This window comes from Paenibacillus sp. J22FR83 (assembly GCF_059691955.1).
On record NZ_JCAUAM010000009.1, the window covers coordinates 46686 to 72387 of the forward strand.

Annotated in this window: 30 protein-coding genes; 26 read left to right on the forward strand and 4 right to left on the reverse strand. The window is 43.1% G+C overall.

Going from position 1 to position 25702, the window contains the following annotated elements:
• Positions 1-24: 24 nt before the first annotated feature.
• From AC58PV_RS17220 to AC58PV_RS17245, 6 genes are all read left to right on the forward strand, one after another.
• Positions 25-621, forward strand: a complete 597-nt coding sequence (locus AC58PV_RS17220; protein ID WP_497433733.1) for a sugar transferase — start codon at positions 25-27, stop codon at positions 619-621.
• Positions 622-637: 16 nt separating this feature from the next.
• Positions 638-1270 (forward strand): acetyltransferase, encoded by a 633-nt coding sequence (locus AC58PV_RS17225; protein ID WP_497433442.1) that lies wholly within the window; start codon positions 638-640, stop codon positions 1268-1270.
• Positions 1271-1290: 20 nt separating this feature from the next.
• Positions 1291-2460 carry a DegT/DnrJ/EryC1/StrS family aminotransferase gene (locus AC58PV_RS17230; protein ID WP_497433443.1) on the forward strand — a complete coding sequence of 390 codons (1170 nt, stop codon included), beginning with the start codon at positions 1291-1293 and terminating at the stop codon, positions 2458-2460.
• A 297-nt stretch (positions 2461-2757) separates the two neighbouring features.
• Positions 2758-4566, forward strand: a complete 1809-nt coding sequence (glmS, locus tag AC58PV_RS17235; protein ID WP_497433445.1) for a glutamine--fructose-6-phosphate transaminase (isomerizing) — start codon at positions 2758-2760, stop codon at positions 4564-4566.
• Between the two features lie 8 nt (positions 4567-4574).
• Positions 4575-4922 (forward strand): helix-turn-helix domain-containing protein, encoded by a 348-nt coding sequence (locus tag AC58PV_RS17240; RefSeq protein ID WP_497433446.1) that lies wholly within the window; start codon positions 4575-4577, stop codon positions 4920-4922.
• 153 nt (positions 4923-5075) lie between these two features.
• Complete coding sequence (locus AC58PV_RS17245) at positions 5076-5417, forward strand: helix-turn-helix domain-containing protein (protein ID WP_068666591.1); 342 nt, start codon at positions 5076-5078, stop codon at positions 5415-5417.
• Positions 5418-5436: 19 nt separating this feature from the next.
• Here AC58PV_RS17245 and AC58PV_RS17250 read toward each other — a convergent pair whose 3' ends face one another.
• Complete coding sequence (locus AC58PV_RS17250) at positions 5437-5610, reverse strand: anti-repressor SinI family protein (protein ID WP_497433734.1); 174 nt, start codon at positions 5608-5610, stop codon at positions 5437-5439.
• Between the two features lie 196 nt (positions 5611-5806).
• Between AC58PV_RS17250 and AC58PV_RS17255 the strand changes: the two genes are divergently transcribed.
• Positions 5807-6673, forward strand: a complete 867-nt coding sequence (locus AC58PV_RS17255; RefSeq protein WP_497433447.1) for a metallophosphoesterase — start codon at positions 5807-5809, stop codon at positions 6671-6673.
• Positions 6674-6718: 45 nt separating this feature from the next.
• On the opposite strand, the gene AC58PV_RS17260 is transcribed toward AC58PV_RS17255, so the two are convergent.
• Positions 6719-7144 (reverse strand): hypothetical protein, encoded by a 426-nt coding sequence (locus AC58PV_RS17260; protein WP_497433448.1) that lies wholly within the window; start codon positions 7142-7144, stop codon positions 6719-6721.
• A gap of 250 nt (positions 7145-7394) precedes the next feature.
• Here AC58PV_RS17260 and AC58PV_RS17265 point away from each other — a divergent pair, with 250 nt between their 5' ends.
• Positions 7395-7901 carry a tyrosine-type recombinase/integrase gene (locus tag AC58PV_RS17265; protein ID WP_068666583.1) on the forward strand — a complete coding sequence of 169 codons (507 nt, stop codon included), beginning with the start codon at positions 7395-7397 and terminating at the stop codon, positions 7899-7901.
• Between the two features lie 31 nt (positions 7902-7932).
• Here AC58PV_RS17265 and AC58PV_RS17270 read toward each other — a convergent pair whose 3' ends face one another.
• Positions 7933-8301, reverse strand: coding sequence for a helix-turn-helix domain-containing protein (locus tag AC58PV_RS17270; RefSeq protein WP_082595196.1), 369 nt, complete (start codon positions 8299-8301; stop codon positions 7933-7935).
• A gap of 230 nt (positions 8302-8531) precedes the next feature.
• Between AC58PV_RS17270 and AC58PV_RS17275 the strand changes: the two genes are divergently transcribed.
• The 15 genes from AC58PV_RS17275 (at position 8532) to AC58PV_RS17345 (ending at position 20821) form a co-directional block, all read left to right on the forward strand.
• Positions 8532-8723 carry a hypothetical protein gene (locus AC58PV_RS17275; protein ID WP_497433450.1) on the forward strand — a complete coding sequence of 64 codons (192 nt, stop codon included), beginning with the start codon at positions 8532-8534 and terminating at the stop codon, positions 8721-8723.
• Between the two features lie 175 nt (positions 8724-8898).
• Entirely contained in the window at positions 8899-9918 is a 1020-nt protein-coding gene (locus AC58PV_RS17280; protein ID WP_497433451.1) for an LCP family protein, read from the forward strand.
• 249 nt (positions 9919-10167) lie between these two features.
• Positions 10168-10323: a hypothetical protein gene (locus AC58PV_RS17285; protein WP_497433452.1), complete on the forward strand. Its 156-nt coding sequence runs from the start codon at positions 10168-10170 to the stop codon at positions 10321-10323.
• Between the two features lie 112 nt (positions 10324-10435).
• The gene (locus tag AC58PV_RS17290; RefSeq protein WP_497433453.1) at positions 10436-10876 is read left to right on the forward strand and encodes a hypothetical protein; all 441 of its coding nucleotides are present in this window, start codon (positions 10436-10438) and stop codon (positions 10874-10876) included.
• Positions 10877-10973: 97 nt separating this feature from the next.
• Positions 10974-11729: a YveK family protein gene (locus AC58PV_RS17295; protein ID WP_497433454.1), complete on the forward strand. Its 756-nt coding sequence runs from the start codon at positions 10974-10976 to the stop codon at positions 11727-11729.
• The gene (locus AC58PV_RS17300) at positions 11710-12393 is read left to right on the forward strand and encodes a CpsD/CapB family tyrosine-protein kinase (protein WP_497433455.1); all 684 of its coding nucleotides are present in this window, start codon (positions 11710-11712) and stop codon (positions 12391-12393) included. Before AC58PV_RS17295 ends, AC58PV_RS17300 begins: the two co-directional genes overlap by 20 nt.
• Before the next feature lie 45 nt (positions 12394-12438).
• Entirely contained in the window at positions 12439-13332 is an 894-nt protein-coding gene (galU, locus tag AC58PV_RS17305; RefSeq protein WP_497433457.1) for a UTP--glucose-1-phosphate uridylyltransferase GalU, read from the forward strand.
• A gap of 14 nt (positions 13333-13346) precedes the next feature.
• Entirely contained in the window at positions 13347-14039 is a 693-nt protein-coding gene (locus AC58PV_RS17310) for a sugar transferase (protein ID WP_497433458.1), read from the forward strand.
• Positions 14040-14127: 88 nt separating this feature from the next.
• Entirely contained in the window at positions 14128-14586 is a 459-nt protein-coding gene (gene pssD, locus AC58PV_RS17315) for a PssD/Cps14F family polysaccharide biosynthesis glycosyltransferase (protein WP_497433459.1), read from the forward strand.
• Positions 14583-15065, forward strand: coding sequence for a PssE/Cps14G family polysaccharide biosynthesis glycosyltransferase (gene pssE, locus AC58PV_RS17320; RefSeq protein WP_497433460.1), 483 nt, complete (start codon positions 14583-14585; stop codon positions 15063-15065). The genes pssD and pssE overlap by 4 nt, the downstream gene beginning before the upstream one ends.
• Positions 15066-15078: 13 nt before the next feature.
• Positions 15079-16137 (forward strand): glycosyltransferase family 4 protein, encoded by a 1059-nt coding sequence (locus AC58PV_RS17325; protein WP_497433461.1) that lies wholly within the window; start codon positions 15079-15081, stop codon positions 16135-16137.
• A gap of 28 nt (positions 16138-16165) precedes the next feature.
• Positions 16166-17491: a hypothetical protein gene (locus tag AC58PV_RS17330; RefSeq protein WP_497433462.1), complete on the forward strand. Its 1326-nt coding sequence runs from the start codon at positions 16166-16168 to the stop codon at positions 17489-17491.
• Positions 17472-19028, forward strand: coding sequence for a murein biosynthesis integral membrane protein MurJ (gene murJ, locus AC58PV_RS17335; RefSeq protein WP_497433464.1), 1557 nt, complete (start codon positions 17472-17474; stop codon positions 19026-19028). The genes AC58PV_RS17330 and murJ overlap by 20 nt, the downstream gene beginning before the upstream one ends.
• Positions 19025-20233 carry a polysaccharide pyruvyl transferase family protein gene (locus AC58PV_RS17340; protein WP_497433465.1) on the forward strand — a complete coding sequence of 403 codons (1209 nt, stop codon included), beginning with the start codon at positions 19025-19027 and terminating at the stop codon, positions 20231-20233. Before murJ ends, AC58PV_RS17340 begins: the two co-directional genes overlap by 4 nt.
• Positions 20234-20269: 36 nt before the next feature.
• The gene (locus tag AC58PV_RS17345) at positions 20270-20821 is read left to right on the forward strand and encodes a serine O-acetyltransferase (RefSeq protein WP_497433466.1); all 552 of its coding nucleotides are present in this window, start codon (positions 20270-20272) and stop codon (positions 20819-20821) included.
• A gap of 49 nt (positions 20822-20870) precedes the next feature.
• On the opposite strand, the gene AC58PV_RS17350 is transcribed toward AC58PV_RS17345, so the two are convergent.
• Positions 20871-21299: a DUF2621 family protein gene (locus AC58PV_RS17350; RefSeq protein ID WP_477569320.1), complete on the reverse strand. Its 429-nt coding sequence runs from the start codon at positions 21297-21299 to the stop codon at positions 20871-20873.
• A 123-nt stretch (positions 21300-21422) separates the two neighbouring features.
• On the opposite strand from AC58PV_RS17350, the gene AC58PV_RS17355 reads away from it, so the two are divergent.
• The 3 genes from AC58PV_RS17355 to tkt all read left to right on the forward strand — a co-directional run bounded on the left by AC58PV_RS17355 (position 21423) and on the right by tkt (position 25695).
• Positions 21423-22550 carry a deoxyribonuclease IV gene (locus tag AC58PV_RS17355; RefSeq protein ID WP_497433467.1) on the forward strand — a complete coding sequence of 376 codons (1128 nt, stop codon included), beginning with the start codon at positions 21423-21425 and terminating at the stop codon, positions 22548-22550.
• A gap of 36 nt (positions 22551-22586) precedes the next feature.
• Entirely contained in the window at positions 22587-23486 is a 900-nt protein-coding gene (gene purU, locus AC58PV_RS17360) for a formyltetrahydrofolate deformylase (protein WP_497433468.1), read from the forward strand.
• 187 nt (positions 23487-23673) lie between these two features.
• Positions 23674-25695: a transketolase gene (tkt, locus tag AC58PV_RS17365; RefSeq protein ID WP_497433470.1), complete on the forward strand. Its 2022-nt coding sequence runs from the start codon at positions 23674-23676 to the stop codon at positions 25693-25695.
• The last annotated feature ends 7 nt before the right edge of the window (positions 25696-25702 follow it).

The window sequence follows — 25702 nt, forward strand, 5'->3', positions numbered from 1 at the left end:
AAGCTGAGTGGGAGTTCAACGATTATGAAAAGACTATTTGATGTCAGTGTCGCAATCACATTATTACTAGTATTTCTACCGATTATCGGTATTGTTGCTCTTCTGATTCGGTTGAAGCTTGGCTCGCCAGTTATCTTTAGGCAGCAAAGACCAGGCCTATACGAGAAACCCATCAACATATTAAAATTGAGATCCATGACGGATGCCAGAGACTCCGAGGGTAATCTATTGCCGGATGCAATAAGATTAACACCATTCGGCCATTTTCTTAGAAAATTCAGTCTGGATGAATTATTACAATTGGTCAATGTCATTAAAGGTGATTTGAGTCTTGTTGGGCCAAGGCCGCTCCTAATGGATTATTTACCTCTGTATTCCAAAGAACAAGCGAAGCGTCATTTGGTTCGTCCTGGGATTACGGGGTGGGCCCAAGTGCATGGCAGAAACGCGATTTCGTGGGAAGCGAAATTTGAGCTTGATATTTGGTATGTAGAGAATAGGAGCTTTATGTTGGACCTCAAAATATTGGTGTTAACCGTCGGCAAAGTCTTGAAATCGGAAGGCGTCAGTCATGGAAATCATGTAACGATGGAGAAGTTCTCAGGATCAAATTTGTCATGAAGCGATGTGGACTCTTGTGAATATTGTTGTCATTGGCGAAGGTGGTCATAGCAAGGTTATCAGGGATATCATTAGATTAAATCCATTGAATCAAGTCGTAGCCATGTTAGATGATAAGTATTCGGAATTCACTTACAGAGATGGCCTGTATCAGGGACCGATCTCAGCAGCTCATCAATTGAGGGATCTCAGTCATGAGTTGAAATGGGTGGTTGCCATTGGTAATAACGAAATAAGGAAATCTATTGTTATGAAATTAGGCTTACCACATGAAGACTATGTCACCTTGATTCATGAGACAGCCGTCATTAGTCCAAGTGCAGCACTAGGTCATGGTTCTGTCATTATGGCGAATTCGGTTATTCATGCAGATGCCCATATTGGTCACCATGCCGTTGTGAATACGGGATCCATTGTTGAACATGACTGTCAGATTGCAGACTATGTTCATATTGCGCCTAAAGCAACGTTGACAGGGGCGGTTGTGATTCAAGAAGGAAGTATGATCGGGGCAGGAGCCACCATTATCCCAAGTAGGCAGATTGGCGAATGGGCTACAGTAGGAGCGGGAGCTACAGTTATCCGTGATGTTCCCTCATTTCGAACCGCAATTGGCACCCCAGCAATCCTTATTACTAAAAAAGAGTGAATGAAAGGTGTGTTTATATCATGTTTACCAACAAAAAACGAATCTATCTATCTCCTCCGCATATGAGTGGCAATGAGATGGCGTTTATCCAGGACGCTTTTGATACAAATTGGATCGCTCCGCTAGGTCCGCATGTCGATGCGTTCGAGAAAGAGATCGCAAGCCATGTCGGTCTTGTTGATGCGGCAGCAGTTAGTTCAGGAACAGCGGCCATCCACTTAGCCTTACGTCTATTAGATGTTGCTGAGGGAGATACCGTCTTTTGTTCAAGTCTGACGTTTGTTGCCAGTGCGAATCCGATTGTTTATGTGGGTGCAACCCCTGTGTTTATCGATTCAGAGCCAGAAACGTGGAACATGTCTCCGCAGGCATTGGAACGTGCTTTGTATGAAGCCGCGCGTATTGGGAAACTGCCCAAAGCGATCATAGTCGTTAATTTATATGGTCAAAGTGCCAAAATGGACGAAATCGTAGCGCTGTGTAAATTATTCCATGTGCCCCTGATTGAGGACGCGGCGGAATCATTGGGTTCAACTTATAAAGGAAGAGCAAGCGGTTCATTTGGCAAATTTGGCATTTATTCCTTCAATGGGAATAAGATTATTTCCACGTCAGGTGGAGGCATGTTGGTATCCAACGATGTTGATGGTCTGAATAAAGCACGCTTTCTTGCTACACAAGCACGCGATTATGCTTTGCATTATCAACACAGTCAGATGGGCTATAATTATCGGATGAGCAATATATTAGCTGGTGTTGGCCGTGCTCAGCTGGCTGTGCTGGAAGAGAGAGTGACCGCTAGGCGTGCTGTATTTGAACGTTATTACAACGAGTTAGCGCATTTGCCAGGCATTCAATTTATGCCAGAGATACCGAATACGAGGTCGAATCGGTGGTTGACAGCGCTAACAATCGATGCGAAAGAAGCCGGTGTATCGGTGGAAAGAATAATAGAACTCCTCGCGGAAGAGAATATCGAGGCTCGTCTCGTTTGGAAGCCGCTGCATATGCAGCCTTTATTCGAAGGGATTCCTTATTATCCGCATAGTGACAACGATAATGTGTCAGAGCGATTATTCCAATCAGGTTTATGCCTGCCTTCAGGTTCGAGTATGGCTGAAGAAGAGCAAGATCGGGTCATTGCATGTATTCAGAATTCCATACTTAAGGCGAAGAGTATCAGTGCTTAAATAATGAGTTGGCCTATGAATATTCGTCCATTTTCAACCGATGATGATGCATTTTTTGAAATATCATAATTTTCATTGGAATGTCGAGACAGTCGTGATAGAGGATAGAGTTGTAGTCATGCATGAATGTATGGTACCTACGTATCACCTTTCTCCATACGTTTATCCAAAATGAAGTCATGGCATGAATTCCTCCCTTCTGTACAAACGTATGAATACATAGACAATTCTATTCAATTATTCCTATATACTGACTTATTGTTCTTTATTAAGAATTTCGAAGGGGAGGACATGCGCATGTGCGGAATTGTAGGATATATCGGCAATCAGGATGCGAAGGAAATTTTGGTTAAGGGATTAGAAAAGTTAGAATATCGAGGGTATGACTCTTCGGGTATTGCTATTCTGAACGACAGCGGGCTACACGTGTACAAAGAGAAAGGTCGAATTGCAGCGCTTCGCGAAGTGATTGACTTGGAACAGGGGGCGCGGGTGGGAATCGGGCATACGAGGTGGGCTACGCATGGCAAACCTAGTAAACGCAATGCGCATCCTCATCAAAGCCACAATGGTAGATTCACGGTCGTACATAATGGTGTAATTGAGAATTATCAAGAGCTGAAGGAGAAGTCCCTCTCGCATATTCCTTTCTCCAGTGATACGGACACGGAAGTCATTGTGCAGAAGATGGAGCAGCTTGTGGAAAGTGGCTTATCTGTCGAGGAGGCTTTTCGGCAGTTGCTTCTAGCGATGAAAGGTTCCTATGCTGTTGCTATTTTAGACAGTCAGGACACGGGAACGATTTATGTTGGCAAAAATAAGAGCCCACTGCTCATCGGACTTGGATCCGATTTCCATGTGATTGCGAGCGATGCGATGGCGATGCTGCAGCTAACGAATCAATTCGTTGAATTAATGGATGAAGAAATGGTTATTCTACGTCAGCATACCAAGAACATTAAGAAACTGAACGGTGAAATCATTCAGAGAAGACCTTTCCAAGTAAAGCTGGATGCAAGCGATATAGAGAAGGGATTATACGCTCACTATATGCTCAAGGAAATTGACGAGCAGCCAGCCGTTATTCGCAAGGTGATCTCCAAATATCAGGATGACCAAGGTGGGATCCGGATTGACCCGCAGTTGCGTGAACGCGTGATGATGGCGGATCGCATCTATGTCATTGCTTGTGGAACTAGTTATCATGCTGGATTAGTTGGCAAGCAATTGATTGAGAACATCGCGAGCATCCCGGTTGAAGCCCATATCGCCAGCGAGTTTCTCTATAACAGGCCTATTCTGTCCGCGAATCCTCTGTTTATCTTTATTTCGCAGAGCGGTGAGACGGCAGATAGTCGAGGTGTCTTGGTTGCGATTAAACAGATGGGATATCCTGCCGTCACGATTACGAACGTACCTGGTTCGACACTTTCTCGTGAAGCAGATTATACGTTGTTAACGCACGCAGGACCAGAGATTGCTGTAGCTTCTACCAAAGCCTATACAGCACAGATTGCTGTATTAGCGCTGCTTGCCTTCGGTAGCGTAAGAGAGAATGCCAAGGCGCAGTGGCATGGCGTAGATCCTTTCCATGAACTGAGTATCGCAGCGAACGCCATGGAAATTCTAATTAATAAGAAAGAGATGATGGAAGAAGTCGTATGGCAATACCTGACTTCCTCACGCAATTGCTTCTTTATCGGCCGAGGGGTAGATTATTATGTTGCCTTAGAAGGTGCGTTAAAGCTGAAAGAGATTTCCTATATCCAAGCAGAAGGATTCGCAGGCGGGGAACTCAAGCACGGCACAATTGCCCTCGTTGAGGAGGGGACGCCAGCAATAGCTCTGATTACACAGCCGCATATTCGTGCGAACGTTCGAAGCAATGTGCAAGAAATTATGGCTCGAGGTGCACATGTGTGCATGATTACCATGGAAGGGTCGGAGGAGACCGGTGATCAGATTGTACTGCCTGCCGTCCATACGTTGCTAACTCCTCTGGTATCCGTAATTCCAGTTCAGTTAATCTCTTATTATGCTGCTAAATATCGGGGCTGTGATATTGATAAGCCCAGAAATCTTGCCAAAAGTGTCACTGTGGAGTGATGATAACGATGATTGGTCAGAATATATCGAGCATTCGCAAGCAAAGGGGGTATACATTGTCCGAGCTTTCGGAGCGGACAGGTATTTCCAAGTCGTATTTAAGCAACATTGAGAGAAATTTGAAACAGAATCCGTCTATTCATGTTATTGAAAAAATCGCTGTGGTACTTAAGGTTGATCTGAAAATACTATTGAAAATTGCCGTAGAAGTGGAAACCAACCAGCAGCTTGATCAGGAGTGGATGGATTTTATCGCGGACTTAAAGAAGTCCGGAATCAACAAGGAACGGATTCATGAGTTGAAAATATTGATCGAGTTTATGAAATGGCACAATGACAAAATAACGACGATATAATGAGATTGTATGAACCTTGTAATCAGGTAGAAAGCAAATACTAGCCCCTTAGGGGGCTAGTATTGTTCTTTATTAGGAACAAAATTTGTTCTTTAATAGGAATTCTGTTATACTAATAGGAGCAACCACTACATTTAAAAGGGAAGATCTACGATGATAGGTAAACGTGTACAACAATTAAGGAAAGAGAAAGGTCTGTCTCTGACAGAATTAGCTGAACGGGCAGGTGTGGCCAAATCGTATATTAGCAGCCTAGAGCGAGATATCCAGAAGAACCCTTCTATTCAGTTTCTAGAGAAGATTGCAGGCGTATTAAAGGTGCCTGTCGACAGACTTATCGATGATCAAGAAGAGATAGCTGTAGGTGAGCGAGAGTTAGATGAGGAATGGTACGAAATCATTAAAGAAGCTATGTCTTCTGGTGTTGATAAGCAACAATTTCGGGAGTTTTTGGATTTCAATAAATGGAGAATGAAACGGCCTAACGATGAATAGCTAGCTGCGCTATATGAACTTATGGGGACATGCACGGATTATTTTCATTTGCGTTTGGTGTTGGTTTCGTGGGTTGGAACGGGCTTCTTAAGAATGCGCGAATATCTTCCATGGTAAGTCCCATCTTACGAGCGCTTATAATGAGATTAATCCATTCTGCATCATATTCTTCTTTATCCATTTGCTTTAGCATGTTCACAACTGACCCCTCCAAAACTTTCTATGTAAGATACGCTTTGTATCGTTATATGTATTATCGCACGTTTTTTATCCGAAATCAATCCCGTTAACATTAAAATTATACAAACTGTATCATGAAATAAGAAGAGAATCATGTAGTATTATGTATGGATACAAGTCTTTAGACCTAGTTAGGAGGCGGACGCAGCATGGACGATACCCCCTTAAGTCGTAGGTCATTCCTCAAGCATAGTCTATTGGCGGTTGGTTCATTAGGGGTATTAGCGGGGATGAGCGGTGCGTATGGTATTTTTGGAGAGCCGAATTGGATCCAAACGACAACGGTCCAACTATCATACAAGCGGTACCCAGCTTCATTCGCAGGTATGCGAATCGTGCAATTCAGTGATACACATATTAGCAAGTATTATGGTTTATCACACTTAACTAGATTGGTTCAGCTGTTGCAGCGACAAGAGCCTGATATCCTTGTTTTTACTGGTGATTTATTCGATTCCAGGCAAGGTAAAATATCAGATGACGTGATTCCCGTGTTATCTCAGCTTCAAGCCCCGTATGGGAAATTTGCAGTCCTAGGCAATCATGATCTTCGTATGGATGCGAAGCGTATCACAGAGGTGTTAGAGAAATCTGGGTTTCAAGTACTCGTTAATGAAAACCGAAAAATCAGCCGAGGAGAAGAAAGCATTCGTATCGTCGGTGTGGATGAGATGTTCCACGGTAACCCTAATCTACCACTCGCGCTAGAAGGCGTAGACCAAGATGAGTTCGCCCTCTTGCTCGCGCATGAGCCTGATTTCGCTGATTTAGCTTCGAAGTACGCTATCGATTTACAACTTTCCGGTCATAGCCACGGTGGACAGATACGTATTCCTTTCTATGGCAGTGTATTCACGCCAGACCTAGGACAGAAGTACTCGATGGGGTTGTACAATTTCGACGGAACGGAGTTCCATGTATACACCAACCGCGGAATCGGTACGACTTTATTACCCATTCGCTTCAATTGCCGGCCAGAGATTACTGTATTCGTCCTTGAGACGAATTCCATATAAACGTCAAAAACTCCGCGGCACAAGGGATGCAGCGGAGTTTTTCTATCAATAGCAGAACCATTTTTTCCAGATGTCAAAGGAATCTTCGCATTCAATATTTTCGAAATCGAAATCATCCCAACAATCTTCCCAATCATAATCGTCCCAGTTGTTGTTATTATGATTGTTATTATTGTTGTTATTATTGTTGTTATTATTGTTGTTGTTGTTGTTGTTGTTGTTGTTGTTGTTGTGATTATTGTTATTATTATTGTTATTATTATTGTGATTGTTGTTGCTGTTGTTATTATTGTTAGCGTTGCCATATGTATTTGAATTGAAAATTTTACTTAAATTATTCATGAATTGAGATAGTAGACTATTCTTTTGTGAGTTTCCATTATCATAGCCGGAAGCAAAGGCAGATGCAGGAAATAGAATAGTAGTCAAGAGTATAACGATGAGGGGAATTCTTACTATTTTTTTGAACATGTATGGCGCAACCTCCTTTCTTCCTAGTATAGTAGTACTATAGTATTGTTCTTTATTAAGAATTATACATGAAATTTTCGGGTTTGAGAACAGTAAAAGGCATAGATCATTTCTTAAATTTATGATACAATATGTAACATGATAGATGAAAAGGGAGTGGTATGCCTATAAAATGAGTTCGTCACCAATTGATAGATACATATCGTAACATATCCTATGAAACTAATTAAGGTCATGTGAGGTGCTACTCATGCAAGTTGTTCAACCAATTAGAGAACAAGAGAAGATTGAGCAGATTCAAGAAGTGTTGAAAGAACAATCGGTTCGTGACTGGCTGCTATTCACAATTGGAATTAATTCAGGACTCCATCTTAGTGATATTCTCTATTTAAAAGTAAAAGATGTAACGGATCGAAATACGGTGAGTGTAAGAGAGGAAAAAACGGGGAAAGTAAAGACATTCCAGCTTTCTTCGCAGCTGAAGGCTTATATTAAGGAATATGTCCAATATATGGATGAAGACAATTACTTATTTCCTTCCCAGCGTACGGGGCACCCTATTAAGCGAATACGTGTGTATCGCATACTTAACCAAGCTGCAAAGCAAGTAGGCCTAACTGATATAGGCACGCATACCCTTCGTAAGACCTATGGCTATCATTACTACCTCAAAACGAGAAATGTCTCAGTTCTTAGAGATTTATTTAATCAGTCAGCACCATCCGTGACTTTAAAGTATATCGGTGTCAACAATTAATGGAAGGCTGAGCGTTGAGAGCAGCTAATAATTACTCTAATGAACGCTCAGCCCTAACAAAAGCAATAAATCTCCTTGCTTCCTCGGCTGATAATCGCTTCCCATCCACGGTTAATGAAAACTTCTGTAGAATTCCCTCGTCAGTTAAATCCAAATTTTCGACAAAGTCACGTACGTCTTCATCCAAAACCGTTTGTTGATGGTTTGTACGACCTAACAAATAATCGATAGAAACATTAAAAAAGTTTGCGATTTTATTAATAGTTTCATAATCAGGTTCGCGGCGATTTGTCTCATAATGCGACAGGGATGCCCTGGAAATACCTATTTTGACGGATAAGTCCTCTTGGGTTAGTCCTCTTTTTTCACGTAAGAGTGCAATGCGATCTCCGTATTTCAGCTTGATCAGTCCTCACTGTTCATAATCATTTCATTATTATATCCATTATCATTAACGTGGTATACCAGAAGATAATTATATCAAAGCAGAGATTCATTTGACTAGATACAAAATGTATTTCAAATCAGGAATAAACCCTTGATAAGTTACGAAATGTATCATATAATGAATAATATATACATATTGTAACAGGTTACGACATTTAGTCATACATTAGAGGGGGATATGAAATGATTAATCTTGAGAAAGTATTTTGTGTCGAATGCAACGAAATGATGGATAAGAGTTATGCTAGAAAGATTTTTAAGACAGGTTACTATCAAACAACAATCCCATTGGCTCATTGCATGAAATGCGAGACGATGCATGCCATGTACATGCCGAGCTTTGTTGAAGAAATGGCAGTTGCGAGTTGGATTTAATGGGATAAGGCGGGAGCAACATGAGAGACATGAAATGGACTTGTCACCACCAATAAGCCACGTTCTCTTAGTTGCATAAGAGTCGTGGCTTATTATTTGTTTTCTTAGTATAGTTCTACAACCTCAACGATACAATACGTATCTAATAAATAGATAAGTTTAAAGGAGTGACTACATGCGCCGTTGGGTAATGTACACTGCAGGCTGTCTCTTTGTTGGAATCGTTGGGGGAGGATTAGGTGTTTATTGGAAATATGAGCCCATTCATCACTTTGAGCAAGTGGACGTGCCAGTTCTAAGCAGGCCATCGCTTCCCATGGAGGAGGGAGTTGCGAATACTCAGTCTGTTGCTGCTGTAGAAGGAACGCCTTCTGTTATGCAGCAAGCCCCCCCTCAACCGATAAAGTCATTCAATGTGCTGCTTCTTGGAACGGACGCTAGAGGAACAGAGAACTCAAGATCGGATGTTATTATCGTGTTACACATCATGCCTAGCATGCGTAAAATCAATATGATTTCGATTCCCAGGGACAGTCGGGTCTACATTGAAGGTGTGGGATATACCAAAATAAACCATGCACATATGCTTGGCGAGATGCGAGGCGGTAACGAAGAGGGAACGAAGGAAGCTCTTCAGACTGTATCCAATTTCCTGGATGTTCCCATTAATTATTACATGAAGACTAATTTCAAAGGGTTTGAGGATTTCATTGATACCATCGGCGGTGTGGATGTAGAAGTTAAACAGAGTATACACTTACTCCATTCTGGAGAGACACTCCCTCAAGGCAGGCAGCACGTGGATGGCAAATTGGCACTGAGTCTGGTAAGAGAACGATACGCTTTTGCGAATGGAGATTTCGACAGGCAGAGCGAGCAAACGCAGTTATTGAAAACAGTTGCTTCAGAAATTTTGCGTCCAGAGCATGTTGGAGAGATCGCAAGCCTGCTATCAAAGGTTAAGAAAGATATCGTGGATACCAATTTCAAGGATAGCGATATGATAAGTTTAGCTTGGCTATTTAAAGGAATGACAGCAGACGATTTTACAACCAAGCAAGTTCCTGGCCATAGTGGTTATGAGATGGATCCCTTGGTGCGCGCACGGTTATATTATTGGATTCCGGATATGGTGAAGGTGAAGGAGATCAGCTCTACATTATTTTTGCAAAATGACATATTACGAGAGCGCTGATTCTATCAGACTTGGGTGCGCTTACAAGATTTATTGCTGGAATTCATGCAGGATTCTAATCATATCTGGCGATTTACGGGCATAACTTTGAAAACAAACAAGTGATTTTCACACGTGCTATGCAAGTCTTTGAGTATCTATTGAATTTTCTCGTTTCATCTTGACAAGATACGAAATGTATCATAAATTGAAAACAGAATTAAAATAAAATGTCATAGAACATATCATGATCAGGAGTGGTGCTCTTTTATGGAAAAAGATAAACCAGTTACACTTGAGATTAACGATGTTTTAAGACATTTGGGACTGGATGTGCAACAATTTCTGTTGTGGAAAGAAAACCAGTCGAAGAAGAAGCCCCACCAAGTTACTCCAACCCATGCTCCCCTCACTCACGAGAGATAATCGACATCGCCTCGTCCAAACCATCCCTACCACACGTATCGCACAAAGAAGTCAGCACGTACTGTAGTTATATTCACAATGATACATATCGTAACATTGAGGAGGTGAATCGATGACGACATCTTGGGCAGAATGCTCAGAAACTATTTTGGAATATCCTTGTTATGGTTTGATGAATATTAAACAGATTGACGGTCGAATGTTGGACTCCAAGTATACGCCGTTCAAAGTCATCGACATGAGTCCATCGCGAATGGGCTTCACTTCTTCTTTAAGTCTGCCCACAAATGAAAATGTGATTTGGTGTTTCCAATTTAAGTTTCATAACCAAGAGATCTCGTTATGCGGTGTGCTTCGTGAAAAGAGTCTGAGAGAGAATGGGTATGTCTATGCTGTGGAATGGCTGAATGAAGAAACGTCAACCGGCAACACCGTGCTGCAAACCCTTCGTTTCTGGGAGTACCAATTCAAGAATGAATTTGGCAAAGCGGTACGTGGCTATATCAATGCCATGGAGCTAGCCAACAAGACAACAATGGATGTTTCGTGCTAATTGATTTTCGGGCCAAGAAGGTAGAGTCTCTCAGAGACTCCTTCTTGACTTGGCTGCGGCTCGATCTTTAACAGTACATTCACGATAGGAGGTCACAATGGAAATTGAACTCAGACAATATTTGACCATTGTTCAAAAAAAGATGAGGCTAATTGCCGGCATTGTACTTCTAGCAAGTGTAGTTACGGGGCTTGTGAGCTACTATGGGATTGCTCCTCTGTATGAAGCGAGTTCGAAGATCATCGTAAATAAATCAACGGACATCGCTGGGAGAGAGAATCTCGATTACGATTCCATACGGACGAATGCGTTATTGATTAAAACGTATAAGGAAATTATTTTAACCCCAGCTATCCTCGACAATGTAGTTATGAAGTATCCCGATCTTGGTTTGACAAGCGCTGACCTTAAGGACATGATTCTAGTCAGCTCAACGGTTGATACGCAAGTGATGACCATATCCATTCGAAGTTCCTCGCCAGAACACGCAGCTAAGGCAGTCAATGCCGTCTCCGACGTATTCAAAACTACAATTCCTTCCATTATGAAAGTAGATAATGTTGTTATTTTGAATGAAGCTAAGCCCGAAGATCATCAAAGCCCTGTGTCCCCCCATCTGATTATGAATGTCGTGATTGCCTTCGTAGTGTCTCTGATGTTGGCTGTTAGCTTCGTGTTTCTTCTAAATTATCTAGATGATTCCATCCAGTCAGAAGCAGATATTGAACAATATCTTGGCTTACCTACACTTGCTACCATTGCCAGCGTCAAACCAGAGGATCTGCCTAACAAAGCACCTACGCAATCCCATAGAAAGGTGGCTGATACGGTCTATGCGAACGCTAATCAATAAGCATCCCCTCATTACGGAATCGCATCCCAAATCGCAAGTGTCCGAATCGTATCGAACCTTAAGAACGAACATTCAGTTCTCATCGATTGATCGCAATGTGAAGACCATCTTAGTGACATCGGCGCAGCCTGGTGATGGCAAATCAACGACAGCTGCTAACTTATCCGTTGCCTATGCACAAGAGGGAAAGAAGGTTCTCATTGTTGACGCCGATTTACGCAAGCCAACCCTGCATCATTATTTTGGAAAGTCGAATCGGTTTGGCTTGACCAGCGCAATTGTGAACCGAACCCAGTTCGATGAGTTCATCTGTGAGACGTCGATCGAGAATTTATCCCTTATCCCCTCAGGTCCGATCCCTCCGAATCCATCTGAATTGCTCATGTCGCAGAAGATGACCGCTTTCCTAGAGGAAATGGCCGACAGATTTGATGTCATTATTATTGACTCGCCGCCAACGTTAGCTGTGGCCGACGCACAAATTTTGGCTACCAAATGTGATGGTGTTGTCATGGTCATTCGTGATGGGAAGGTCAAGCGAGATATGGCTAGGAAGGCAATTCATAACCTAGAAAGAGTGCAGGCGAAAGTGCTAGGTGTCGTGCTTAACAACAAGCGCCATAAGAAAAGTGATGCTGCTTATTACGACTATTATGGCGACTAAATAGATAGAGAAGAGACAGAGAAGAGATATGAGGAGGAGTAGGGGATGGAGAGAACAGTAAGGAAAGCAATTATTCCTGCAGCTGGTTTAGGGACCCGATTCTTACCCGCAACGAAAGCGATGCCGAAAGAAATGCTGCCCATTGTCGATAAACCGACCATCCAATACATCGTAGAAGAAGCGATTGAATCAGGGATTGAAGACATCATTATTGTGACGGGGAAAGGAAAGCGTGCGATCGAGGATCATTTCGACAATGCCTTTGAATTAGAATACTCCTTAGCAGAGAAAGGGAAGTTGGAGCTGCTCGAGGAAATTCTGAGGCCCGCCAAAGTAGATATTCATTATATTCGTCAAAAGGAAGCAAAGGGGCTTGGTCATGCCGTCTGGTGTGCACGTCGCTTTATCGGTAACGAGCCATTCGCTGTGTTGCTAGGTGATGATATTGTAACGGCGGAAGTACCTTGCTTGAAACAATTGATGAGTCAATATGAACGGACACAATGTTCCGTCATTGGCGTGCAGCCCGTCTCTGAGGAAGAAACCAAACGATATGGCATCATAGATCCTGTGAATCGCAATGGAAAATTGTATCAAGTTCGCAATCTTGTGGAGAAACCACAACCGGGGACATCACCTTCCAAACTTGCCATTATGGGACGATACATTCTTACGCCAGAAATATTTGAGTTTCTTGATCTTCAAGAACGTGGCGCTGGGGGAGAAATCCAGTTAACGGATGCCATTTCGAAACTGAATGAGATACAGAATGTGTATGCCTATCATTTTAATGGGATTAGATATGATGTAGGTGAAAAGCTTGGATTTATCCTTACTTCGTTAGATTTCGCTCTTCGGAACAATGAGCTTAGAATGCCTCTCTTGCAGGCGCTCAATGAAGTGCTGAAACGTGAAAAGTCACCTCGCGCTATTGGCTAGAAGGAGGGAAACGAATGTCTAAATTATCCAACGATTCATCGGTAATCGAGGCAAACCAATACTATCCTAGAACAAGATGGAAGAAAGCAGATAGTTCAATGGTTTACTATGTCATTGCTAAACGAGTATTGGATATGATAGGTGCATGTTTGGGACTGCTTGTTTGCCTGCCCTTGTTCATTGTGCTAGCGATACGTATGAAGATAGAGGATCCGAAGGGACACATATTCTTCTATCAGCAGCGAGTAGGTAAAGATGGGAAAGTATTTAATATGTATAAGTTGAGATCGATGGTATCGAATGCAGAAGAGTTGCTTAACGATCTGCTTGATCAGAATGAAATGGAAGGCCATATGTTCAAAATGAAAGAAGATCCCCGAATTACCAAAGTCGGGAAATTCATGCGAAGAACAAGTATCGATGAACTTCCGCAATTATGGAATGTGTTGAAGGGGGATATGAGTTTAGTAGGGCCAAGACCGCCACTCCTTCGTGAAGTTGAGCAATACAGCGCCTATCATAAACAACGGCTGCAAGTTACGCCTGGGTGTACAGGGTTATGGCAAGTTAGTGGTCGGAACGACATCGGGTTTGAGGAAATGGTGGAATTGGATCTGACGTATATTCGTGAGCGGAAACTTTCATTAGAAGTCAAAATCATTCTGAGAACTTTCAGAGCCTTACTCGGTTCCAAAAATGCTTATTAATTGAAGTCTGAATTCGTCCATTTGAAGGAGGATAACTCGGGTGTGCCGAACGCGCGCTCTAGTCATCCTCTGAAAGGAGAGAGCTTCAATGAAGATTTGTTTAGCGAGTTCTACTGGTGGACACTTGGGTGAATTGAAGAAGGTCATTCCAGCTGTTGCTGAACATAACTATTTCATAGTTACAGAGCAAAGTGAGATGAGTCGATCTCTGAAAGACCAAGAAAGGGTCTATTACTTAACGCAGCAGGAAAGAAAAAATGCGCTCCTCCTCCTCCACTTATTTCTTAATTTGTTCATGTCCTTGTATATCCTATTCAAAGAGAGGCCGAAAGTCATTATAACGACGGGAGCAGGCGCTGTCCTAGGACTCTGCATATTCGGGAAACTGTTCGGGGCGAAAATTGTGTATATCGAAAGCTTTGCTAAAGTGTATACGGCTAGTGTCACCGGTAGGCTCATTTATAAAATTGCTGATCAATTTTATATTCAATGGGAGCAATTAAGAGATGTTTATCCGACGGGGACGTACAGGGGGAGCTTATATTGATCCTGATAACGGTAGGTACGCAGAGATTTCAATTCAATCGATTGTTACGTTGTATTGATCAGTTAGTAGAAGAAGGCGTACTGACAGATTCCGTTATCGCTCAGATTGGCTATTCGGATTATAAGCCTAGACATTATACATATGCTGACTTTTACAAACTGGAAGAGATCGATCAATTGACGAGAGCGTGCGACGTATGCATTACGCATGGTGGTATCGGATCTATTCTCAATGCGCTCAAATATAACAAGAAAGTAATCGTCATGCCTAGAAGACAATCATTAGGCGAACATGTAGATGATCATCAAGCTGAAATCTCATCTGCCTTTAGAGAAAAGGGATACATTCAGGTTGCCGAAGATGTGGATCAATTAAGGTTTCTACTTACTGAGATGGATAACCTGCACTTTAACACATACCTACAAGAGGAATCCAACCTCCTTCATGCCATTAAGGCATATCTTCAAACCTTAGGATAGGAGGCGAGCTCGGATGAAAGCGAAGATTCTTGTCGTAGGTTCATCGTTAAGGGATATGGGCGGCATCGTTACGGTCATTCGAAATATAGAACAATCCAATCTCAATGAACAATACGAGCTAACGAGAGTGGAAACGTACATAACTGGGAGTGTCATAGCCCGATTACACATTTTCATAGTGGGTCTGATTAAGTATCTTTATCAATTGTTATGGCACAGGCCTGATGTCGTTCATATCCATATGTCCAATGGCGGGAGCTTTTACAGGAAATCTATCATGATCATGGTTGGCAAAATTGTTAGAGTACCCATTATCCTGCATATACATGCAGCAAGTTTCGATGAGTTTTACAACCACAACAAGGTTCAGAAGAGGTATTGTCGGTTTATCTTGAATAGCGTTGATACCCTAGTCGTTTTATCGCAAGAGTGGAAAAATTACTTCTCTACCATTGTTCCTAGCGGGAAAATAGAGATTCTTTATAACGGGGTTTTTAAAATGGAGGAACCCATTAGCCGAAATAATGCGATACCGATTTGTCTTTTTCTAGGGAGATTAGGGGAGCGTAAGGGAACTTATGACTTACTTCTAGCTATTAGAAATTTGCGGAAAAAAGGGGTTGCCTGTAAGTTCCTCTTAGCTGGCGATGGGGAAATAACAGAAGTGAAACAGATCATCCAAAACTATGGTATCCAAGATACGGTTGATGTACTAGGTTGGATTAACGTTCAGGAGAAGGAAGCGTTGCTAAGAAGCGTAGATATGCTAGTATTACCCTCGTACAATGAGGGATTGCCAATGGCCATCTTGGAAGCGATGAATTTCTCATTGCCGGTTATTTCAACTTACGTTGGGGGCATACCTGAGGTTATCCAACATGGGGAGAACGGTTATCTCATTGAACCTGGTGACATTCAGGGGCTAACTAGATCATTAGAAATGCTGCTTAACGACAAGAATACGATCATCACAATGGGAGAGAAGAACAGGGCATTGATTCATCATCAATTTGATATCAACAGGCTGATGAACGAACTATCACACCTGTATCAACGACTCATTTTGAAATGACAATAGCTTCTAAAAGGAATGATTCATAATGAGCCTAACGATGAGATGTTTCTTGTGCTTTGTACTATTCATGTTTGCTCAGGATCTTATCACCATCCAATTGAACAACACCTTAGGCACGTATTTATCTTATGTGGATGAATTCTTCATTATAGGAAGCATTGGCATCATCATGGTTAGATCTAATTTTAAAATGAAAAGTAGTACATTGATCTTGTCGCTCATCACAATAGGCGTTTTGTTTTTCGGGCTGCTATCCAGCGCCATTCATCACGTACCGATAAGTACGACATTCGCAGGCGCACTATTAACAATTAAAGGATTTTTTTTATTCTTTATTTTTAAAAACGTAACGATTAACGAGCATAATACTCGGCCATGGATACGTCTCTTTACGATTCTTGGAGGTTTGGCTGCCTTTTGTGCGCTAGTGGATCTCTTGTTTCACGAGCAATTTCGAAATTTGCTGCACACGAATAATCTAGTAGATGCGAGATCTAATCTAGTCAGTGTGCAATCCTTCTTTATTCATCCGGGTACCTATGGTTGGTTCATGGTATTTGTAGGTTTGTACTACTTGTCGAATTATGTCGTTCTCAAACACAAGAAATCACTCATCTATACGATTCTTTTCTTCCTACTAGCATTTCTTTCGTTGCGATTTAAGGTATTGCTGACGATTGTCGTTATCCTCCTGTTGGTTGCCATGAAGAGGCGTATATATTCGGCAGCACTTGTGTGTGTGGGCATCCTCGTTTATTTGTTTTTTGGAGACATGATACAGAATCTGACCTTGTTAACCATAGACAGATATATTTCCGTAGACTATATGGACTCGGCTCGTAAAGCCTTATACCATACGGGGTTTAGTATTGGGCTTCATGATTTTCCGCTAGGTGAAGGATTCGGGAGATTCGGCAGTTGGATGGCGAGAGTCGACTACAGTCCTGTTTATTATGAATATGGCTTAGAACGTGTATACGGTTTGAGCCCCGATGATCCGAAGTGGGCAACCGATACGTACTGGCCATCCATTATTGGCGAGGTTGGTATTCTGGGAACGATCCTATTTATCTCTTTCTTTCTCTATGTCATGAGAGGAATTTATGTGACAATGCATGACGCCAGCGTCAGCAAGAATGAGAAAGTCTTTCTTCTTTTTGCTCTATTTATTATGATTCAGAGCTTGGTTGAGTCGTTGGGGGAACAAATTTTTAATGGCTCGCCCCAGTATATTTTTATTTTTGCGGTCATGGGAATGGCGGCCTCTCAAGTTGACAACATAAGAAGCAGTCATGCGAGCGTACAACTTTATGCACAAAGGAAGTATGCCTATGACTCGAGTCCTGTTTAAAACGGGGTTGGTCTTATTTCTGATCACAATCGTAAGTAAGGTACTTGGATTTACAAGAGAAATATTAATAGCCCGAACTTATGGGACTTCTTCATTGGCAGATGCCTATTACGTTGCGTTAACGCCGACGATGTTAGCCATTACCTTCTCCTTCACACTCAGCAGCGTTTTCCTCCCACTATTTGTTCAAGTTGCTTCCCATAAAAAGCATTCCAATGTCTTCACGAACAATGTCTTATTCCTGTTTTTTGCTATGTTCGTTGTGGCCTATGCACTTGTGATCGTGTTTACACAGCATGTAATCCATCTGCTTGCCCCTGGATTAACAGCAGAAGCGGAAGCCATGGCCATAACGCTTGTGAGAATAGTATTTCCGCTCGTTTTTATAGTTATTGCCATTCAGATCTATACCTTAATGTTAAATACATCTCATGACTATATGGCTTCAGCGGCAAGTATTCTTCCTAATAACCTCATCATTATTGCCTATCTGTGGTTGTTTGCTGATAAGTACGGTATGGTTGGTATCGCTGTTACAACGTTAGTCGCCTATGTCATACAGCTTGTCATACTGTTCATCCTGCTGAAGGGTCATCACTATAAAGTCGTGAAACATGTGGAACTTTGGCGGCCCGACTCTAAGAAATTCTTGCTATTGCTGTACCCGATTCTGTTTAGCTCTGGTTTCAATCAATGTAATGCGATCGTAGACCGCATACTGGCTTCAGGTATTTCAGAGGGCGCCATCGCGGCACTATCGTATGCCTTTAATTTAAGGGGAATCGCGACAGGTATAATCATTACGCCGATCATTACACTAACATTTCCTGAGTTATCGCGGCTATCGCATAACCAAGATTACGACAAAGTGAGTACACTTACGCACAATAGTCTATTTTCGCTGTTCATCCTCCTCATGCCACTTACCGTCATATTTATGTCATTTAGTCCGACAATTGTCCAAACCCTGCTAGAAAGAGGCAGTTTTGATTCGCAAGCCACGGCAATGACATCTACGATTTTCTGGGCCTATTCCATAGGGATTATCGCTATTGGGTTCAGAGAAGTCACCTTAAGAGCTTTTTATAGTTTCGGAGATACCCGTACGCCAACGTATATCATGATTGCTGGCACAGTGGTGAACATGGTTCTCAGTTATATCCTTGTGAGGAGCAGCGGAGTTATGGGGATTGGGCTATCAGCCAGTATTTCATTCATCCTCACAGCGCTTATTACGGCTGTTTTACTCAAAAGGAAGCAAGCTTCCCTATGGTCGAAAGATTTTATAAGAAAAATGATGAAATTAACTGTCGCAATGGGCGGATGTGGATTGGCCGTCTATTTGCTAAAGCAGGTTCCGTTGCTCGGAAGTCTACTCGCTGTTAATCGATATTACACGGTCATTGGATTGAGCTTATATGCACTGTTTGCCTACATCACTTTTATTGTTCTATTACTCGTCATGAAAGAAGATGACCTGATCACTCTCATGAAGAAGCTACTCTTTCGTAGGAAAAAGGAGATGAAGTTAGGATGAATATCTTACTTATTAATGCGCATTCCTCCAAGAATAAAGGTGATGCAGGCATTGTTCTTTCGATGATCGATGCGATCAAAAAACACAATGTGGACTGCTCTATTCGAATTCACAGTAGATTCCCGGAAATTGACAGTGAGTTTTATGAAGAACAGGTTAGCGCTTGCGTGGAAAATGTTTCAATAGATCCGGATACGTCGAAAATCGAAAAGATTGGATCGGTCTTAAAACTGCTGCCGAATTTGAAGAATGCAAGAAAAATAAAATCCGATGATTACCAATGGGCGGATGTGGTTGTCAGTTGTGGAGGGGGATTTTTACTTTCGCACAGATTTAGCGTCGCGCTTATGCAGCACCTGGTTCAGATTAAAACCGCATTCGACTATGGCAAACCCGTTGTTATTTATTCACAATCCATTGGCCCTTTCTATAATACGTATATGCAAAAGTTAGCGAAGGAGATTCTCGATAAAGTAGATCACATTTTCCTGAGAGAAGCGGTTTCCATGCGGTGGCTTGAGAAGATCGGGTGCAGCAATAAGAACGTGATGCTAGTTCCTGATTCTGCCTTTTCCATGGAGGAGGTTAGTTCGCCGCGGATAGATCGTCTGATGGAGGAGTTGAGGGCGTCACATGATGGTCCTATAATCGGTTTCACGGTTAGGGATTGGAATTTTCCAGAGGTCATGGATACGGAAGCGTATAGGTCCAAGTATATAGCAAGTATTCGACATGCGATTCAGTTTATTCATCAAGCGTACAAGGGAAAGGTATTGTTAATGCCTCAAGTGCTCGGTCCTAATGACTTTAATGATGACAGAATTATTAGCAGAGAAGTGCTAGCAGGCATTGACGCGCGAATTGCTGAGTTGTTGGCGTTTGATTTCCACCCTCGTGAATTGAAGTATTTATATTCCAAAATGGATATGTTTGTTGGGACTAGAATGCATTCCAATATCTTCGCTCTCTCCAATCATATCCCGACTGTCGCCATTAACTACGAACACAAAACGAGGGGCATCATGGAAATGCTCGGCTTACATGACTATGTGGTAGATATCTCGGATATTGAACCGGTCTCCTTCATTGAGATGATCGATCGTTGTTGGCAGAATAGGCAGGAATTAAGTGCTAAACTTGCTAATGAAATTCCTTCTGTTGTGAAACAAGCAGAGTTGCCAGCACAAATTCTTAAAGCGTTATAAATACAAATTTGTTAACCAGAGTGGTGAGAGGCCTTGATGACGAACCTACGAGCTGACATAAATCGTTATATAAAAGTAGGAAACCATGTTAGTGTATTGTCCAAACTGAAAATGTTCATTCTTCATGAGCCAATGTGGTATCTCATCATCTATCGTGCAGGAAGTTATGTGAAAGATCATATGAGAATTCCTGTCATTAAACAATTGTTATATATCATCCTATTTATCCTGCATAAATGTGTTTCCATCGTGATGGGCATTCAAATTCCGCTGGGAACACGAATTGGCAAAGGGGTTTACTTGCCTCATTATGGTACGATCGTGGTTCATCAGGATTCTATTATCGGTGAGAATTGCAATATTGGACAGGGCGTTACAATCGGCATTGCTGGCAGGGGGGAGAAGAAGGGCGTACCGCGAATTGGGAATAAAGTATATATGGCACCAGGAGCCAAGATTATTGGCAAAATCGTGATAGGCCATAATGTGATGATTGGTGCGAATGCAGTCGTCACGAAAGATGTGCCCGATAACGCTGTTGTCGCAGGTGTTCCAGCACGAATTATTAGTTACAAGGGATGGGAATAGACATAGCGACAGCAAACACGCCTCCTTGTAGAAGGGGGCGTGTTCTCGATTAATTTAATAAATGCTTGAATGCGCTGTAATCAATCTGTTGCTTCTCCAAGAAGCTCGTCAAGCTTCGATAATCTCGCTTCGGCGTTGCAAGGATGTAACCCTCGATACAGTGTTCTCTTGTAACTTCATTGGCATGAGCTTCTAGAGCTACTTGTCCGATACGCGCGGCGATGGAATGCTTGGCAATATCACGGAAAGCTGTTGGTACCGGCGACACTAATTGGTCGAGAAATGCTTTGGAATCTGCCGTCCATAGATGCCGAGACGTGTCCACGTAATGATTCTGCCAATCGAGTTTGGACTTGCCGTCCTCTTTGGGAAGGACCTTAATAAACTTGCGGAACATGAAGAACCCGCCGATGGACATGAATGCAAGCAGCACGCATACCCAAAAAATGATGAAATACATAAAGAAATCATTCGCCATTTATTTGTCACCTCGCTAATTTGCTTGGAATAGATAGTAAGAATTATACCTTATTTCTAGATTTCTTGCGACAATACGAGTAAAATAGGAGGGTAGCAGCTACTAATAAAGGAGTTATGGACTATGCCGAAAATTGGATCACACGTTTCGTTCTCAGATAAAGGCTTGCTCAATGCAGCAGAAGAAGCCGTTTCCTACGGATCATCCACGTTTATGATATACACAGGCGCACCGCAGAATACGCGCCGTAAACCGATCGAAGAGCAGTATATTGAAGAAGGCAAAGCTGTAATGGACAAGCATGCGATGAATGAAATCGTTGTTCATGCCCCCTACATTATCAACTTGGGTTCTTACAAAGAAGATACATTTGAACTTGCCGTACGTTTCCTTCAAGAAGAAATCCGTCGGACGGATTACATTGGTGTTCGCAACATCGTGCTTCATCCAGGTGCTTATACAGACAAGGATGCCGACTATGGGATTGCCCGAATTGCTGATGGCCTGAATGAAGTGCTAGCTGGGGTCAAAGATACGAACGTTAACATTGCGCTCGAAACGATGGCTGGCAAAGGGACCGAAATCGGCCGCAGCTTCGAGGAAATCGCGGAAATCATGGAGCGCGTAGAGTTCAACAATAAGTTGACTGTCTGTATGGACACTTGCCATATTCATGATGCAGGCTATGATATCGTGAATGATTTGGACGGCGTGCTGCATCATTTTGATCGCACGATTGGCCTTGAGAAGCTCGGTGTCATTCATTTGAATGACAGCAAGAATTCGCGCGGAGCGGCCAAGGATCGCCATGCACCGCTGGGTTCAGGTTGGATTGGCTTCGAAGCGATGAACAACATTGCGAACCATGAGAAGCTGCAACATTTGCCAATGATTCTCGAAACCCCTTGGATTGGGAAAGAAGATAAAACACAACGCCCGATGTATGAAGCGGAAATTGCCTTGTTATCCGGCAACTTAAGTGGTCGTTTCGGCGGCGAGTTCCTGGACCAAGTGGAGCGAATTGACTTCTTGATGAACAAGAAAGATATTCACTACCGTGATTTCGTTCTCAAAACATGGGAATTGCTCAAAAATGATGCGAAAGCGAAGAAAGCGGATGGACGTGAGCCGCTGGAACGTTTGTATGATATTCTTCATGAGGAACGCCTTTTCGCTGATCTAAGCGAAGAACAAATTAATCAACGATTGATTGTCTGGCTTGCTGGCAATGACATCTTGAAGAAGGCTTAAACGAGAGAGAGAGACAGAATCGCTAGGGGGATAAAGATGGAAGCGGGAACCACGAATAACTTAAATCGCCGAGGAAGCGATTTAGAGAATAGAGCCAGAATGCTGATTTCTTGCCCGGATCAGCCGGGTATTGTAGCAGCCGTATCGCAATTTCTATATGAATATGGTGCCAATATTGTGCAATCGGATCAGTACACGATGGATCCAGAGGGCGGCATGTTTTTCATCCGAATTGAATTCGATTTAACAGAACTAGCGAGCCGTGTAGAGACTTTAAGAGCGGATTTCTCCATCGTTGCTGAGAAGTTCTCGATGGACTGGAGCCTTTCATTGGCAAGTCAGAAGAAGCGAATTGCAATCTTCGTTTCGAAGGAAGACCATGCCTTGCTTGAATTGTTATGGCATTGGCGTGCAGGGGATCTCAACGCAGATATCGCGATGGTGATTTCGAACCATAACGATATGCGTTCCTTGGTGGAGCCCTTCGGGATTCCATTCCATCACATTCCCGTTACCGCGGCAACCAAAGCAGAGGCGGAACAGCGCCAGCTTGAGGTTATTGGCGATAGCGTAGATGCGATCGTCCTTGCTCGCTATATGCAGATCGTTTCGCCATCATTTATCCAAAATTACGCTAACCGCATCATCAATATTCACCACTCCTTCTTGCCTGCTTTTGTAGGCGGTAAGCCTTATGCGCAGGCGCATAACCGCGGCGTTAAGATTATTGGTGCGACAGCGCACTATGTGACGGACGAGCTAGATGCCGGACCGATTATTGAGCAGGACGTTCAGCGTGTAAGTCACCGGGATAATGTCGAGGATTTGAAAAGAATTGGTCGTCACATCGAACGAATCGTACTTGCACGTGCGGTAGCTTGGCATGTTGAGGACCGAATTATCGTCCACAATAATAAAACGGTTGTGTTTAACTAAATGTCAGGTTGTACCCATTAATGGGTACAGCCTATTTATATATAGGTTAATACTCTAAACGTTTTAACGGGTTATTGTGGCAAAGCCTTAAAGCAAATGGTACAATAATGCAAGCGAGTAAAGTCACTTGTATATACAAGTTAGTTAGCTTTTTTGAAAATACAGAAATTATGGAGGGAATTATCGAATGACTGCATCAACGAAAACAATTGAACAATTAGCCGTCGACACGATCCGTACATTAGGTATTGACGCGGTTGAGAAAGCGAAATCAGGACACCCAGGTATGGTAATGGGAGCTGCACCAATGGCTTACGTACTCTGGAAACAACATATGAAACACAATCCAGCGAATCCTAAATGGGTTAACCGTGACCGTTTCGTTCTATCTGCAGGACACGGATCCATGCTTCTATACAGCTTGCTTCACCTTTGTGGCTATGATCTTCCAATCGAAGAGATCAAGAATTTCCGCCAATGGGGAAGCAAAACCCCTGGTCACCCAGAGTACGGTCACACAGCTGGTGTTGACGCAACGACGGGTCCACTTGGACAAGGTGTAGGTATGGCAGTGGGTATGGCCATGGCTGAAGCTCACTTGAGAGAGACTTATAACAAAGAGAACTTCCCAGTGATCGACCACTACACATACGCAATCTGCGGTGATGGCGATATGATGGAAGGCGTTTCTTCCGAAGCAGTTTCCCTAGCAGCTCACTTGAAATTGGGCAAATTGATCATGTTGTACGATTCAAACGATATTTCGCTGGATGGCGAATTGAATATGGCATTCTCCGAAAACGTGCAAGCACGTTTCGAAGCATACGGCTGGCAAGTAATTCGCGTTGAAGAGCAGAATGACCTTGCTGCGATCTCCAAGGCGATTGCTGAAGCGAAAGCTGATACAACACGTCCTACATTGATTGAAGTGAAAACGACAATCGGTTTCGGTTCCCCGAACAAAGGTGGTAAAGGTGGTCACGTTGGACCTCACGGATCCCCACTTGGCGGCGACGAAGTGAAATTGACGAAACAAGCATACGGCTGGCCGGAAGAGCCGGACTTCTTGGTTCCGGACGAAGTTCGTGCTCACTATGCTGAAATCGGACAAGAAGGTGCTGCCGCTGAAGAAGCTTGGAGCAACTTGTTGAACGATTACATCAAAGCGTACCCAGAGCTTGGCAACCAATTCAGCGCTGCTGTGAACGGTGAGCTTCCTGCTGGTTGGGATGCTGATCTTCCTAAATACACAACAGAAGATAAGCCAATGGCTACACGTGTTGCTTCTGGTAATGCAATCAACGCTGTTGCAGGCAAATTGCCGCAACTAATCGGTGGTTCCGCGGATCTAGCGAGCTCCAACAACACGATGATCAAAGGCGAATCCAACTACAGCGCAAGCAACTATGCGGGACGCAACGTATGGTTCGGTGTGCGTGAGTTCGGTATGGGTACAGCTATGAACGGTATGGCGCTTCATGGTGGTGTTAAAGTCTACGGAGCAACATTCTTCGTATTCTCTGACTACCTGCGTGCTTCCATCCGTCTTGCAGCACTTATGCAGCTTCCTGTTATTTACGTTCTAACACATGATAGTATCGCTGTTGGTGAAGATGGACCGACGCATGAGCCGATCGAACAATTGCCGGCACTTCGCGTGATTCCAGGCATCACAGTGATCCGTCCTGCTGATGGTAACGAAACGTCCGAAGCTTGGCGTTATGCGATCTCCGAATCCAAAGGTCCAGTTGCACTTGTCTTGACTCGTCAAAACTTGCCAATCCTTCCAGGTACGGTTGAAGGTGCTAAAGCGAACCTAAGCAAAGGCGGATACGTGGTATCCGATGCTGCTAACGGTCAACCAGATGCACAAATCCTAGCAACAGGCTCCGAAGTTCAACTGGCTGTCGCGGCTCAGAAATTGCTGCAAGCTGAAGGCATCAACGTTCGCGTTGTCAGCCTACCGAGCTTGGAATTGTTCGAGAAACAATCCAAAGAATACAAAGATTCCGTTATCCTGCCAGGCGTGAAGAAGCGTCTTGCTGTTGAGATGGCGTACCCACTTGGCTGGGAGCGTTACACAGGCGACGAAGGTTCCATCCTAGGCATCTCCACTTTTGGAGCATCCGCACCAGGGGATACAGTTCTTAGAGAATACGGATTCTCACCAGAGAACGTTGCAGCACGCGTTAAGGCTTTGTTAGGTTAATCGAGTG

Excerpts from the sequence above, each read along its gene's own strand:
- AC58PV_RS17220 (WP_497433733.1), top strand. The coding sequence starts at position 25 with ATGAAAAGACTATTTGATGTCAGTGTCGCAATCACATTATTACTAGTA.
- AC58PV_RS17230 (WP_497433443.1), top strand. The coding sequence starts at position 1,291 with ATGTTTACCAACAAAAAACGAATCTATCTATCTCCTCCGCATATGAGT.
- glmS (WP_497433445.1), top strand. The coding sequence starts at position 2,758 with ATGTGCGGAATTGTAGGATATATCGGCAATCAGGATGCGAAGGAAATT.
- AC58PV_RS17240 (WP_497433446.1), top strand. The coding sequence starts at position 4,575 with ATGATTGGTCAGAATATATCGAGCATTCGCAAGCAAAGGGGGTATACA.
- AC58PV_RS17245 (WP_068666591.1), top strand. The coding sequence starts at position 5,076 with ATGATAGGTAAACGTGTACAACAATTAAGGAAAGAGAAAGGTCTGTCT.
- AC58PV_RS17250 (WP_497433734.1), bottom strand. The coding sequence starts at position 5,610 with ATGCTAAAGCAAATGGATAAAGAAGAATATGATGCAGAATGGATTAAT.
- AC58PV_RS17255 (WP_497433447.1), top strand. The coding sequence starts at position 5,807 with ATGGACGATACCCCCTTAAGTCGTAGGTCATTCCTCAAGCATAGTCTA.
- AC58PV_RS17260 (WP_497433448.1), bottom strand. The coding sequence starts at position 7,144 with ATGTTCAAAAAAATAGTAAGAATTCCCCTCATCGTTATACTCTTGACT.
- AC58PV_RS17265 (WP_068666583.1), top strand. The coding sequence starts at position 7,395 with ATGCAAGTTGTTCAACCAATTAGAGAACAAGAGAAGATTGAGCAGATT.
- AC58PV_RS17275 (WP_497433450.1), top strand. The coding sequence starts at position 8,532 with ATGATTAATCTTGAGAAAGTATTTTGTGTCGAATGCAACGAAATGATG.
- AC58PV_RS17280 (WP_497433451.1), top strand. The coding sequence starts at position 8,899 with ATGCGCCGTTGGGTAATGTACACTGCAGGCTGTCTCTTTGTTGGAATC.
- AC58PV_RS17285 (WP_497433452.1), top strand. The coding sequence starts at position 10,168 with ATGGAAAAAGATAAACCAGTTACACTTGAGATTAACGATGTTTTAAGA.
- AC58PV_RS17290 (WP_497433453.1), top strand. The coding sequence starts at position 10,436 with ATGACGACATCTTGGGCAGAATGCTCAGAAACTATTTTGGAATATCCT.
- AC58PV_RS17295 (WP_497433454.1), top strand. The coding sequence starts at position 10,974 with ATGGAAATTGAACTCAGACAATATTTGACCATTGTTCAAAAAAAGATG.
- AC58PV_RS17300 (WP_497433455.1), top strand. The coding sequence starts at position 11,710 with ATGCGAACGCTAATCAATAAGCATCCCCTCATTACGGAATCGCATCCC.
- galU (WP_497433457.1), top strand. The coding sequence starts at position 12,439 with ATGGAGAGAACAGTAAGGAAAGCAATTATTCCTGCAGCTGGTTTAGGG.
- AC58PV_RS17310 (WP_497433458.1), top strand. The coding sequence starts at position 13,347 with ATGTCTAAATTATCCAACGATTCATCGGTAATCGAGGCAAACCAATAC.
- pssD (WP_497433459.1), top strand. The coding sequence starts at position 14,128 with ATGAAGATTTGTTTAGCGAGTTCTACTGGTGGACACTTGGGTGAATTG.
- AC58PV_RS17325 (WP_497433461.1), top strand. The coding sequence starts at position 15,079 with ATGAAAGCGAAGATTCTTGTCGTAGGTTCATCGTTAAGGGATATGGGC.
- AC58PV_RS17330 (WP_497433462.1), top strand. The coding sequence starts at position 16,166 with ATGAGCCTAACGATGAGATGTTTCTTGTGCTTTGTACTATTCATGTTT.
- murJ (WP_497433464.1), top strand. The coding sequence starts at position 17,472 with ATGACTCGAGTCCTGTTTAAAACGGGGTTGGTCTTATTTCTGATCACA.
- AC58PV_RS17340 (WP_497433465.1), top strand. The coding sequence starts at position 19,025 with ATGAATATCTTACTTATTAATGCGCATTCCTCCAAGAATAAAGGTGAT.
- AC58PV_RS17345 (WP_497433466.1), top strand. The coding sequence starts at position 20,270 with ATGACGAACCTACGAGCTGACATAAATCGTTATATAAAAGTAGGAAAC.
- AC58PV_RS17350 (WP_477569320.1), bottom strand. The coding sequence starts at position 21,299 with ATGGCGAATGATTTCTTTATGTATTTCATCATTTTTTGGGTATGCGTG.
- AC58PV_RS17355 (WP_497433467.1), top strand. The coding sequence starts at position 21,423 with ATGCCGAAAATTGGATCACACGTTTCGTTCTCAGATAAAGGCTTGCTC.
- purU (WP_497433468.1), top strand. The coding sequence starts at position 22,587 with ATGGAAGCGGGAACCACGAATAACTTAAATCGCCGAGGAAGCGATTTA.
- tkt (WP_497433470.1), top strand. The coding sequence starts at position 23,674 with ATGACTGCATCAACGAAAACAATTGAACAATTAGCCGTCGACACGATC.